We start from the raw sequence: 12350 nt of genomic DNA, 5'->3' as shown, positions 1-12350 counted from the left end.
CGCATCCTTATTACGCTTTTATCTCGAACGCGTTCAATCCTCGGGCGGGCGCCGCTTTCCGTCCAGTTCGTCCCACCATTCGTCGGACTTCGGATCCCCCGACGGGTCGTCCCACCAGCGGTCGTCCGGCCCGCGCCGGTTCGCGATCATCGCCGCGACCGGCGGGATGAGCATCGCGACCACGCACAGCGCGACCGCCGCCGGGACCGAGAAGAGGCGTACGAAGGACCAGGCGGAGACGAAGAGGAACAGGCATCCGCCCATGAGCAGGAAGTAGGCGCGCCGACGCCGGGCGTACATACCTCCAGCGTAGGACCGGACCCCGCGAACACAAGGGCGCGGACGGCGCGAAGGGCCGCACCCCGTTCCAGTGGCGTCCAACCCCCTGGGGTGCGGCCCTTCGGCCGGTACAGCGGTGCGGTCGTGCGTCAGACCGCGATGGCGACGTCCGTCACGCCGCCGGCCTCGGCGACCACGACGGCGCGGTCGGCCTGGCCGCCGGGCACCAGCGCCCGCAGCGTCCACGAGCCGGTGGCCGCGTAGAAGCGGAACTGGCCGGTCGCGGAGGTCGGGACCTCGGCGGTGAACTCGCCGGTCGAGTCCAGCAGCCGCACGTAGCCGCTGACGGGCTCGCCGTCCTTGGTCACCTGGCCCTGGATCGCGGTCTCACCGGGCTTGAGCGTCGCGAGGTCGGGCCCGCCGATCTGTGCTCCACACATGTTCTCTGTCCTGTCCTGGAGAGGTTCTGCTGCTGCGAGAGGGCGGACGGGCGGGCGTCGCGTGCCCGCCCCGCCGCGGGGACTACTTGTTGGCGCCGAGCTCGATCGGCACGCCGACCAGCGAGCCGTACTCGGTCCAGGAGCCGTCGTAGTTCTTGACGTTCTCCTGGCCCAGGAGCTCGTGCAGCACGAACCACGTGAGCGCGGAGCGCTCACCGATGCGGCAGTAGGCGATGGTGTCCTTCGCGAGGTCGACCTGCTCGGCCTCGTAGAGGGCGGTCAGCTCCTCGTCGGACTTGAAGGTGCCGTCGTCGTTGGCGTTCTTCGACCACGGGATGTTGCGGGCGCTCGGCACGTGGCCGGGGCGCTGCGACTGCTCCTGCGGGAGGTGCGCCGGGGCGAGCAGCTTGCCGGAGAACTCGTCGGGCGAGCGGACGTCGACCAGGTTCAGGGAGCCGATCGCGGCCACGACGTCGTCACGGAAGGCGCGGATGGAGGTGTCCTGCGGCTTGGCCTTGTACTCGGTGGCCGGGCGGTTCGGGACGTCCTTGCCGTCGACCAGGTCGCGGGAGTCGAGCTCCCACTTCTTGCGGCCTCCGTCGAGGAGGCGGACGTCCTGGTGGCCGTAGAGCTTGAAGTACCAGTAGGCGTAGGACGCGAACCAGTTGTTGTTGCCGCCGTAGAGGACGACCGTGTCGTCGTTGGAGATGCCCTTGGCGGACAGGAGCTTCTCGAAGCCCTCCTGGTCCACGAAGTCACGGCGGACCGGGTCCTGGAGGTCCTTCTTCCAGTCGATCCGGACGGCGTTCGTGATGTGGTTCTTGTCGTACGCGGACGTGTCCTCGTCCACCTCGACGATCACGACGTTGGCGTCGTTCAGGTGGGCCTCGACCCAGTCGGCGTCTACGAGGACGTCGCTGCGGCTCATGGTGATCTCCTCCGGGGCAGTGTGCGGCGGGGCTGTGCTGTGCTGCGGTGGGGCTGGCGTTGCTGTGCGTGCGCCGCTGCCGGCTGTCGCTCTCCTGCCCTGCGCGGGGAGGCGGTCAGGGGGCAGGAGGCAGTGCGGTGCGGTCACGCGGGACGAAGGGCCGTCGGTCCGGCCGGCGGAGCGGGAAGGCTCACGCCTCACTTGGAGCGACAGAGCATGGCGGCGACGCGACACAGGTCTACTGCCCGCCGCTTCGTGAGGTCCGCCTGCTGATGCTTCATAGCCAGGATCGTAGGGAGCAACCGGCCGCCCTGTCACCGGCGTGTCATATGGCGAGACAGGATCGTCCGAATGGCGGGATGAGAAAGCCCCGGGAGGCGACCCTCAGGCCTTCCGGGGCTGCTCGTGCGGCCCGTCCTTCTGCGGATCGGACCGCACTGTCTCACGATCCGGCCAGGCTCACGTCCGTGCCGGTCAGCGTGAGGTGGACGCCGGCCTCGTCCGAGGTCAGGGCGGAGAGCTTCAGACCGGCCGGGAGGCCGTCGTCAATGCGGCGGTCGAAGTCCGTCCGCTTGCGGATCGCGCTCTCGATCCCCGGTATGCCCTCGCCCGGTACGGAGTCCGCGTGGACCCGGACCGTCTTGCCGCCGCCCGGCCCCTGCTTGCCGTCGACGAGCTCGACGGTGGAGATCACGCTGCGGGTGATCGTCCGGCCCAGGAAGTCCACCGACGCGGTGACCTTCAGCTTGCCGGGCCGGCCGCCGTAGGTCAGGGTCGCGCCCGTCTGGGAGGCCTTGGTGAGGTCCGCGTAGGAGATCAGCGCGGTGCCTTCGGCCCGCTTGGCGGTGCCGCCGGTGTAGTTCGAGTTCAGCTTCACGTCGCGGAAGCTGGCGTCCAGCTGGGACAGGCGCGTCTTGCGGCCGTCGGCGGTGGCGTCGACGTCCTTCAGCCGGAGGTCGACCTGGTCGAGCTCGTGGCTGAGGGCCTGGGTCAGGAACGGGAAGCCGTGGATGTCGACCTCGGCGCTGCCGGCCAGGCCCTGGCGGGCCTGGACGCGCTCGGCGAGCCGGTTCTCGGCGTAGTCGACCGCCCACCGGTCGGCGCCGACGAACAGACCCCCCAACACCACTGCGACGATCACCACGAAACGCAGGAAACGCACGTGCCTCCCCCTCCTCATCGGTACGTGCGTTCTAGTGGACCATGATCGTGGTCGGAGCGCCGTGAGCGGGACTTGTGAGCACCGTCTCCCCGGCGCCCACCCGTCCCGCCCGTCTCACCCGCCCCGCCCGTCCCTGGCGTCCTGCGCGGTGCCTCAGCCCACGACCCGGCCGAGCAGGTAGACGGCAGGGGCGGCCACCGCCAGCGGCAGCGCGACACCGGCCGTCATGTGCACGAACTTCGACGGGTAGTCGTACGCCGCCACGCGCAGCCCGACGAGCGCGCACACGCCGGCCACCAGGCCGACCAGCGCACCGCCGGCGCCCAGCCCGACCAGCCCGCCGACCGCGATGCCCGCACCGGCCGCGGCGGCCAGGGAGACGCCCACGGAGGGCGCGGTCGGCAGCGGCAGGGCCCGGGCGAACACGGCGACGGCCACGGCGGCCGCCCCGGCGCTCACCGCGGGCCGGTCGGCCGCGAGGAACCCGGCACAGGCGATGGCCAGCGCGGCCGAGGCCACCGAGGCCATCAGCCCGTACATCCGCTCGTCGGGGTCGGCGTGGCTGCGCAGCTGGAGGACCAGCGTGAGCAGCACCCACACCCCGAGGGTGCCGATGATCGCGCCGGGACCGTACGTACCGTCCACCGCGAGCACCGCGGCGTCGGCGACGAGCGCTCCGGCGAAGGCGAGGGCGATGCCCTGGCGGGCCGGCCACATGCCGTTGAGCCGGAACCAGCCGGCCGCGGTGAGGCCCTGGAGGGCGACCAGCGGCGCCAGCAGCGCGTACTGGCCCAGCGCCGCCGCGGCGGCCAGCACCAGCCCCAGGGCGGCGGTCAGTATGGCCGACTGCGGCCCGGGGTCGATGATCGGCGACCGCCCCTCGGCCCGGGCCTGGGCCGGGTCCACGGCGCGCAGGGTGTTCCCGCCGAGCGTCGGCGGCGACCACTCCGCCCCACCGCCCGCCACGTGCGGCCCGGCCTCCCGCACGGGCGGCAGGTAGGCGGTCTGCGCGGCGGCATCGGCCTGCGGCTCCCGCACGGGCGGCAGGTACGCGGTCTCGGCGGCCGCCACGTCGACCGAAGGCTGCGCATCGCGCACGGGCGGCAGGTACGCGGTCTCCGCAGCCGCCACGTCGACCGAAGGCTGCGCATCGCGCACGGGCGGCAGGTACGCGGTCTCCGCAGCCGCCACGTCGACCGAAGGCTGCGCATCGCGCACGGGCGGCAGGTAGGCGGTCTCGGCGGCCGCCACGTCGACCGGAGGCTGCTGCCCACGCACGGGCGGCAAGTACGCGGTCTCGGCGGCCGCCACGTCGACGGGAGGCTGCGCACCCCGCACCGGAGGCAGGTACGCCGTCTCCGCGGCGGCGTCAGCCGCCGCCGGGGGCTGCGGCTGGGGGTCGCGGAACCACGACTCGGGCACTGCGGCCCCCTGCGGCTGCGCGGGACCCGGGTACGGCGGCAGGTACGCGGTCTCGGCCGCGTCGGCGGGCTCCCGCACGGGCGGCAGGTACGCGGTCTCGGCCACGGCGTCCGCGGCGCCCGGCCAGGGCGAACCCCCGCCGGCCGACTGCGACGGCTCGGACTCCCGCACCGGCGGCAGGTACGCCGTCTCGGCCACGGCGTCCGGCGCTGCCTGAGCCTGCGGCCGGGCGTCGCGGAACCACGCATCGGGCAGGGCCCCGGCCTGCGGCTGCGCCTGCTGCCCCGGATACCCGGCGCCACCGCCGGACGAGGCGTCCGGCCACGGCACACCACCGCCACCGGTCGCCTGGGGCGTCGGCGGCTGCGGCTGCGGCTCGCGGAACCAGGACTCGGGCACGGCGGCGGCCTGCGGCTGCGCCTGCTGCCCCGGGTACGCGGCACCGCCCCCGGCGGAGGCGTCGTGCCACGGCACACCACCGCCGGCACCACTACCCCCGGCCTGCTGCTGCCAATCCTGCTGCCCCTGCGGAGCAACCGGCTGTCCCTGCGGAGCAACCGGCGGGGCCGCCTGCCCCGGCACCGAGCCGAGCGGCGGCTGCACCGGCTGGTACCCGGTCTCCCAGGTGTCGGCCTGCCAGGTCTGCGTGCTGTACGGGTCCTGCTGCGCGGCGGCGGCCTGCTGCTGCCGGCGCTGCTCCTCCTCGGGAGTGCTCATCGCCGCGCTCACCCGCCCGCGAACGGCGGGAGCACCTCGACGGTGCCCCCCTCGGTCAGCAGGACGCCGTCGTGCGGGCGCTTGCCCACGGGATCGTCGTTCACGAGGAAGGAGCAGCGCTGCAGGACCCGGGTCAGTTCCCCCGGGTGGCGTTCCCGCACTGCGTCGAGCGCCTCGGCCAGTGTGCGTGCCGAGTACGGCTCCTCCGCCGTCCCGGCCGCGGCCTTGGCCGCCGCCCAGTAGCGGATGGTTCCGGTTGCCACTGCAGCTCCTATCGTGTCGGACTCCGTCAGATCTCTACCGTCGGCCTCCATGATGACGCCTCTGGCTCGTCACCCCGGCGTGCCTCCGCGCGCCGTCCGTGCGCCCGGGCGGCCCGCTGGGGTTCCACCGATCCGGTGAAACCAGGGCATACGCAGGAGGAAGGCGTGGCGCGAACCACAGAATGCGGTGCATGGCGGCCCTCGGCCCCGAAAGGGCGGGTGGGCTATTCTGGCGGCGTAGAGGATCCGGGCAACGTAGCCCCCGGGTCCTTTTGTGCTTTCAGTACGTTGAACGGACCGAGAACAGTGGTATCCATCCGGACCTCAGGGCGCGGGGACCGGACGGCATGCCAGGCAAGTCGTACGAAGCCGTACCACGCACGTCCTCGACGGGACCGAGGAGGAACCGACGTGATGGACCAGCGAAGCAAACAGGAGCACGACCATCCGACCCGGGCAGGTGGTCGGGCGTGAGCTCTCTCCTGCTGCTGACCAACGCCCTGCAGCCGTCCGCCGAGGTGCTGCCCGCACTCGGACTGCTGCTGCACAACGTCCGGGTCGCCCCGGCCGAGGGACCGGCCCTGGTGGACACGCCCGGGGCCGACGTGATCCTCGTCGACGGCCGCCGCGACCTGCCGCAGGTGCGGTCGCTGTGCCAGCTGCTGCGGTCCACCGGACCCGGCTGCCCGCTGATCCTCGTCGTCACGGAGGGCGGCCTCGCCGCCGTCACCGCCGACTGGGGCATCGACGACGTACTCCTCGACACCGCCGGCCCGGCCGAGGTCGAGGCGCGGCTGCGGCTGGCCACCGGCCGCCAGCAGCTCGGCTCCGACGACTCCCCCATGGAGATCCGCAACGGCGACCTTTCGGTCGACGAGGCGACGTACTCCGCCAAGCTCAAGGGCCGGGTCCTGGACCTGACCTTCAAGGAGTTCGAGCTCCTGAAGTACCTCGCCCAGCACCCGGGGCGGGTCTTCACCCGCGCCCAGCTCCTCCAGGAGGTCTGGGGCTACGACTACTTCGGCGGCACCCGGACGGTGGACGTCCACGTCCGGCGGCTGCGCGCCAAGCTCGGACCCGAGCACGAGTCGCTGATCGGTACCGTCCGCAACGTCGGCTACCGCTTCGTCACCCCCGAGAAGGTCGAGCGGGCGGCGGCGGAGGCGGCGGCCAAGGCCGAGCGGAAGAAGGCCCCGGCCGAGGCTCCCGCCGAGGCGCCCGCCGAAGCGCCGGCCGAGACCCCGACGGCCGTCCCCCATTAGGAGGAGGCGCTGTGACCATCCACTCTCCAGGACGCCCTGCCCAGAGGTAGGTCACCCCGCGTAGACTTCCGCGCGTGGCCAAGGTGACGCGGGATGACGTTGCACGACTTGCGGGTACGTCTACCGCCGTCGTGAGCTACGTCATCAACAACGGACCCCGGCCGGTCGCCCCGGCCACGCGCGAGCGTGTCCTCGCCGCGATCAAGGACCTGGGCTACCGCCCGGACCGGGTCGCCCAGGCGATGGCGTCGCGGCGTACCGACCTCATAGGCATGATCGTCCCGGACGCGCGCCAGCCGTTCTTCGCGGAGATGGCGCACGCGGTCGAGCAGGCCGCCGCCGAGCGCGGAAAGATGGTCCTGGTCGGGAACTCCGACTACCGCGACGAGCGCGAGGTCCACTACCTGCGGGCGTTCCTCGGGATGCGGGTGTCCGGGCTGATCCTGGTCAGCCAGGGCATGAGCGAGCGGGCGGCGTCGGAGATCGAGGCCTGGGACGCACGGATCGTGCTGCTGCACGAGCGTCCCGAGGCCATCGACGACGTGGCCGTCGTCACGGACGACATCGGCGGCGCCCAGCTCGCGACCCGGCACCTGCTGGAGCACGGGCACGAGTACGTGGCCTGCATCGGCGGCATCGAGAACACCCCGTCCGTCGGCGACCCGGTCGCCGACCACGTCGAGGGCTGGCGCCGGGCCATGCTGGAGGCCGGACGGTCGGTCGAGGGCCGGGTCATCGAGGCCCCCTACAACCGCTACGACGCGTACCGGGTCGCCCTGGAGGTCCTGGCCCGGCCGGACCGGCCGACGGCGATCTTCTGCGCGACGGACGACCAGGCGATCGGTGTGCTGCGGGCCGCGCGGGAGCTGCGGATCGACGTGCCCGGGGAGCTGGCGGTGGCCGGCTTCGACGACGTGAAGGAGGCGGCGCTGACGGACCCGCCGCTGACGACGGTGTCCTCCGACCGCCCGGCGATGGCCCGCGCGGCGGTGGACCTGGTCCTGGACGACGCCCTGCGGGTGGCGGGGTCGCGCCGGGAACGCCTGAAGCAGTTCCCCTCGGCCCTGGTCATCCGCCGCAGCTGCGGCTGCCGCTAGCCCGCCGCGGGGCTCCTGGGGCGGGGCCCCGGGAGCCGGGTCCGGGGCTCGCCTTATATCGGGCATACACGGTTCTGTCGGGCTTCTCAGCCGGGACTCAGGAAGCTCTCATGATCCGCGGACAGAGTCATAGACATGACCGACAGCTTCCGCCGCGAAGGCGAGTACCCGCAGGAGAACCGCCCGGCCCCGCACTCGCCCTTCGGCGAGCAGTGGCAGCGCGGTCGTGACCGGCTGGCTCAGGACGCGATGGGCGGCGGGTCCTACCCGCCCCCGCCCGCGTACCCCCCGGCCGCCCCCGCCCCGGGATGGCACGAAGCCCACCAGCCACCGGCGGCGACGGTCGTCCCCGGCGAGACCGTTCCCTCCGGGGACGGCAACGACGGCCACCACGGCGGCCACGGCGGCAACGCCGACGGCTGGGCCCACTGGGGCGGCGCGGCCCCCGCCGCCCCCGCCCCGGCACCCCGCGCCAAGCGCCCCGTCGCGCTCCTCGCCGCCGTCGCCCTCGCGGCGGCCGTGGTCGGCGGCGGGACGGCCGCCGCCGTGCAGCAGTTCCTCGGGCAGAACGGGACCGGCGGAGCCGGCTTCACCGGCACCAACGTCTCCCAGTCCAGCAACGGCACCGTCTCCGGCGTGGCCGAACAGGTCAGCCCCTCCGTCGTCCGCATCGACACCCGCACCGGCTCCGGCCAGGGCACCGGCTCCGGCATCGTCCTCACCGCCGACGGCGAGATCGTCACCAACAACCACGTCGTCAGCGGCGCCTCCGAGATCCAGGTGACGATGAGCGACGGCAAGAAGTACAACGCCCGGACGGTCGGCACCGACCCCGCCAAGGACCTCGCCCTGATCAAGCTCCAGGGCGCGAGCGGCCTCAAGGCCGCCAAGCTCGGCAACTCCGACAACCTCAAGGTCGGCGACCAGGTCGTCGCCATCGGCTCCCCCGACCGCCTCACCGGCACCGTCACCAGCGGCATCGTCTCCGCGCTCGACCGCGACGTGAACGTGCCCAAGTCCGAGGAGCAGCAGCCGCAGCGCCGCCAGGGCGGCGGCGCGGGCGGCGGCTGGCCGTTCTCGTACGACGGCCGGCAGTTCAACGGCAACACCGGGTCGGACACCACCTCCTACAAGGCCATCCAGACCGACGCCTCCCTCAACCCCGGCAACTCCGGCGGCGCCCTCGTCAACATGAACGGCGAGATCGTCGGAATGCCGTCCGCGATCTTCTCCCCGGCCAACGACAGCTCCAGCGCCGGCAGCGTCGGCCTCGGCTTCGCCATCCCCGTGAACACCATCAAGGGCGACCTCGCCGGCCTCCGCAAGGGCGGCAGCGGATCCGGCGGCAGCTCCGACGGGAACGCGAACGGCAGCACCGGCAACGGCAACGGGTTCGGCATCTCCCTCTGATCCTTCTGACACCCTGGGACGGGACCGGGCCGGACCGGCCGGGCCCGTCCCGCCCACGCGAAAGACCACCACCCCTGGGGGCCACGAATGAATCCCGCCGAAGGCGACCCGCAGCGGATCCTCGTCGTCGACGACGAGCCGGCCGTGCGCGAGGCCCTGCGCCGGAGCCTCGCCTTCGAGGGATACGACGTGCGGACCGCCGTCGACGGCATCGACGCCCTCGACCAGGCGGCCTCGTACGCCCCCGACCTGATCGTCCTCGACATCCAGATGCCCCGCATGGACGGCCTGACGGCGGCCCGCCGGCTGCGCGCCGGCGGCAGCGTCACCCCGATCCTCATGCTGACCGCCCGCGACACCGTCGGCGACCGCGTCACCGGCCTCGACGCGGGCGCCGACGACTACCTCGTCAAGCCCTTCGAGCTCGACGAGCTGTTCGCCCGCGTCCGCGCCCTGCTGCGCCGCAGCTCCTACGCCGCCCCCGCGGCCGGCCCGGCGCAGCCCGCGGACGTGCTGACCTTCGGCGACCTGCGCATGGACCTCGCCACCCGTGAGGTCGTCCGCGGCGAACGGCCCGTGGAGCTGACGCGTACCGAGTTCACCCTGCTGGAGATGTTCCTCGCGCACCCGCGCCAGGTCCTGACCCGCGAGCAGATCCTCAAGACGGTCTGGGGCTTCGACTTCGAGCCCAGCTCCAACTCCCTGGACGTGTACGTGATGTACCTGCGCCGCAAGACCGAGGCGGGCGGCGAGGCGCGCCTGGTCCACACCGTGCGCGGGGTCGGGTACGTGCTGCGCGCCGGTGAGGGCGGGCCCGAATGACCGGTCCCACCGCCAGGTTCCGCAGCCTGCCGCTGCGCTCGCGGCTGGCGCTGCTGGTGACGGTCGCGGTCGCGGTCGCGGTCGCGGCGGTGGCGGGGGTGTCGTGGGTGATGGTGCGGGCGCAGCTGAACAACCAGCTGAACCAGTCGCTGCTGTCCACCCAGCCCGACGAGCAGGTGGTGCGCACCCTGCGCGAGGGCTGCGTGACCCGCCCGGCCGTGGGTACGCCGAACATCGCCGAGGAGCTCGGCCCGACCGTGCAGATCGTCACCGCGGACGGCGCCCGCTGCCTGGTGAGCGGACGCAGCGACCTGCCGGTCTCGGCGGCCGACAAGGCCGTCGCCGCGGGCCTGAGCGCCAAGAGCCTGCACGACGCGACGACCGGCGACGGCACGAAGATGCGCGTCTACACGATCAACAAGCACCTCACCAACGGCGCGTCCTTCGGGGTCTCCATCGCCAAACCCCTCGCCGACGTCGAACAGCCCCTGTCCACCCTCGCCTGGGTCCTGCTCCTGGTCTCCGGCGTCGGCGTGATCGGTGCGGGCGCGGCCGGACTGTGGGTGGCCCGGACCGGGCTGCGGCCGGTGGACGAGCTCACCGGGGTGGTCGAGCACATCGCCCGCACCGAGGACCTCACCGTCCGCATCCCGGAGGAGGGCGACGACGAGATCGCCCGCCTGTCGCGGTCCTTCAACTCCATGACGGCGGCCCTGGCCTCCTCCCAGGAACGCCAGGCCCAGCTGATCGCGGACGCCGGGCACGAGCTGCGGACCCCGCTCACCTCGCTGCGTACCAACATCGAGCTCCTCGCGCGCAGCGAGGAGACCGGCCGGGCCATCCCGCCCGAGGACCGCCGGGAGCTGCTGGCCTCGGTGAAGGCGCAGATGAGGGAGCTGGCGTCGCTCATCGGGGACCTCCAGGAGCTGTCCCGCCCCGACGCCGCCCCGCACGCGCCCCTCGGGGTGGTGGCCCTGCACGAGATCGCCGGGACGGCCCTGTCCCGGGCCCGGCTGCGCGGGCCCGAGCTGCGGTTCGCCGCGGAGCTGGAGCCCTGGTACGTGCGGGGCGAGGCGGCCGCGCTGGAGCGGGCGGTGGTCAACCTGCTGGACAACGCCGTGAAGTTCAGTCCGCCCGGCGGCGCGGTCGAGGTCGTGCTGCGCGCGGGCGAGCTGACGGTGCGCGACCACGGGCCGGGCATCCCGGCCGAGGACCTCCCGTACGTCTTCGAGCGGTTCTGGCGCTCCGAGTCCGCCCGGGCCCTGCCCGGCAGCGGGCTGGGCCTGTCCATCGTGGCCCGTACGGCCGCCCGCTCGGGCGGTACCGCCGAGCTGCGGGCGGCGGCGGACGGGGCGGGTGGCACGGAGGCGGTGCTGCGCATCCCGGGCGCGCCGACGCCGCCGCCCTCGTCGATGGAGCCGCCCGCGGTGGACCCCCAGGCGGGGCCGCGGCCGTCAGTTGTGCCGGATCAGTGAGGCGACCAGGCCGGAGCGGGTGTTGGGGAAGTCCATCGGGACGATGCCCAGCCCGGTCCGGCCGGCCAGTTCGGAGCCGTCGACGAAGGCGTGGACCTGCGGGTTGAGCCGGTCGGAGTTCCAGCGCGGGGGCATGTAGGCGGCGGTGCTGGTGTAGTTCACGAAGAGCTTGCCGGGCTGCTGGACGGCCTTGCGGAACTGGTCCTCGATCCGGCCGCGCTTGGCGAAGGGCTCGGTGTTGTAGTCGTCCTGGATGTCGAAGACCCCGCCGTCGCCGTAGCGCAGGCCCGGCAGGCCGGCGTTGTCGGCGAGGAGGACGACCCTGCCGCGGGCCTGGCCGAGGGTGGGCAGGGTGTCGGCGATCCGGAAGAGCGGGCGCCAGCCGCGGTGGTCGAGGTAGTTGTCGAAGACGGCGCGGAAGGTGGCGTCGCTCTCGGTGGAGTACTCCTGCTTCACGCGCATCAGGACGGTCTCGGAGGGGTGGGCGGCGAGGAAGTCCGCGCAGGCGACGAGGACGTCGCCGAACATCAGGTTCTGGAAGAACGCGGCGTGGTGGATGGCGAACGAGCCGCCCGTCACCCGGCAGCGGACGTCGAGGAAGCGGATGCCGGAGTCGAGCTGCTCTGCGATCGAGGTGTTCTGGCAGGCGACGTAGAGGCCGCCCTGGCGGGCTCCGGAGTCGTGGGTGCCGGGGATGGTCATGCGCTGGAGGGCGGTGGAGTCGGCGAGGCCGGCCATCCAGTCCTGGGTGCCGAGGGTGCGGAGGGTGCCGGGGGTGCCGGGGGTGCCGAGGGGGCCGAGGGTGCCGTGGGGTCTGGTAGTGCCGAGGGTGCTGGTGGCTGCGTGCGCGGGGGGCGCCGTGGCCGTGGTGCCGAGGGCCGTTGCGGCGCCCGCCGCGAGTGCGCCGGTCAGGAAGGTCCGTCGGTCCAGTGCCATGCCCGCCCCTTAGTCCGCTGAAGCCGGAAAATTCCGCGATGGTCCGCGATGGTCCGCGATGGTCCGCGATGGTCCGCGAAATTCCGCGATGGTCCGCGATCCGGTGTGCTCCGGCCACCGTGGCCGGACCGGATTAT

At 73.1% G+C, this 12350-nt stretch carries 13 protein-coding genes; 5 read left to right on the top strand and 8 right to left on the bottom strand.

The genetic code is table 11. The features are described 5' to 3' along the window. Positions 1-33 precede the first annotated feature (33 nt). The 7 genes from B4U46_RS19360 to B4U46_RS19335 all read right to left on the bottom strand — a co-directional run bounded on the left by B4U46_RS19360 (position 34) and on the right by B4U46_RS19335 (position 5211). Positions 34-300, bottom strand: coding sequence for a DUF3099 domain-containing protein (locus tag B4U46_RS19360; protein ID WP_079428994.1), 267 nt, complete (start codon positions 298-300; stop codon positions 34-36). Positions 301-428: 128 nt separating this feature from the next. Continuing rightward, positions 429-719 (bottom strand): DUF1416 domain-containing protein, encoded by a 291-nt coding sequence (locus B4U46_RS19355; protein WP_045950396.1) that lies wholly within the window; start codon positions 717-719, stop codon positions 429-431. 82 nt (positions 720-801) lie between these two features. Beyond that, entirely contained in the window at positions 802-1647 is an 846-nt protein-coding gene (locus B4U46_RS19350; protein WP_079428993.1) for a sulfurtransferase, read from the bottom strand. Between the two features lie 197 nt (positions 1648-1844). Beyond that, positions 1845-1928 carry a putative leader peptide gene (locus B4U46_RS40640; protein WP_398898896.1) on the bottom strand — a complete coding sequence of 28 codons (84 nt, stop codon included), beginning with the start codon at positions 1926-1928 and terminating at the stop codon, positions 1845-1847. A 161-nt stretch (positions 1929-2089) separates the two neighbouring features. Then, complete coding sequence (locus B4U46_RS19345; RefSeq protein WP_079428992.1) at positions 2090-2809, bottom strand: DUF2993 domain-containing protein; 720 nt, start codon at positions 2807-2809, stop codon at positions 2090-2092. Between the two features lie 153 nt (positions 2810-2962). Beyond that, positions 2963-4156, bottom strand: coding sequence for a hypothetical protein (locus tag B4U46_RS19340; protein ID WP_420543177.1), 1194 nt, complete (start codon positions 4154-4156; stop codon positions 2963-2965). 800 nt (positions 4157-4956) lie between these two features. Beyond that, positions 4957-5211 (bottom strand): MoaD/ThiS family protein, encoded by a 255-nt coding sequence (locus B4U46_RS19335; RefSeq protein ID WP_079428991.1) that lies wholly within the window; start codon positions 5209-5211, stop codon positions 4957-4959. Positions 5212-5681: 470 nt separating this feature from the next. Between B4U46_RS19335 and B4U46_RS19330 the strand changes: the two genes are divergently transcribed. From B4U46_RS19330 to B4U46_RS19310, 5 genes are all read left to right on the top strand, one after another. Next, positions 5682-6473, top strand: a complete 792-nt coding sequence (locus tag B4U46_RS19330) for a response regulator transcription factor (protein WP_079428990.1) — start codon at positions 5682-5684, stop codon at positions 6471-6473. A gap of 74 nt (positions 6474-6547) precedes the next feature. Continuing rightward, on the top strand, positions 6548-7570 hold the full coding sequence (locus tag B4U46_RS19325; protein WP_042812372.1) for a LacI family DNA-binding transcriptional regulator: 1023 nt from the start codon (positions 6548-6550) through the stop codon (positions 7568-7570). Positions 7571-7705: 135 nt separating this feature from the next. Continuing rightward, on the top strand, positions 7706-8980 hold the full coding sequence (locus B4U46_RS19320; protein ID WP_079428989.1) for a S1C family serine protease: 1275 nt from the start codon (positions 7706-7708) through the stop codon (positions 8978-8980). An 87-nt stretch (positions 8981-9067) separates the two neighbouring features. Then, positions 9068-9802 carry a response regulator transcription factor gene (locus B4U46_RS19315; protein WP_079428988.1) on the top strand — a complete coding sequence of 245 codons (735 nt, stop codon included), beginning with the start codon at positions 9068-9070 and terminating at the stop codon, positions 9800-9802. Next, positions 9799-11277, top strand: coding sequence for a sensor histidine kinase (locus B4U46_RS19310; protein ID WP_079428987.1), 1479 nt, complete (start codon positions 9799-9801; stop codon positions 11275-11277). Before B4U46_RS19315 ends, B4U46_RS19310 begins: the two co-directional genes overlap by 4 nt. On the opposite strand, the gene B4U46_RS19305 is transcribed toward B4U46_RS19310, so the two are convergent. Then, positions 11257-12213 (bottom strand): phosphatidylinositol-specific phospholipase C, encoded by a 957-nt coding sequence (locus B4U46_RS19305; RefSeq protein ID WP_079428986.1) that lies wholly within the window; start codon positions 12211-12213, stop codon positions 11257-11259. The genes B4U46_RS19310 and B4U46_RS19305 overlap by 21 nt on opposite strands. Positions 12214-12350 lie beyond the last annotated feature (137 nt).

Source organism: Streptomyces katrae (assembly GCF_002028425.1).
Lineage (GTDB): Bacteria > Actinomycetota > Actinomycetes > Streptomycetales > Streptomycetaceae > Streptomyces > Streptomyces katrae_A.
This window is presented reverse-complemented; position numbering and strand designations above follow the sequence as displayed.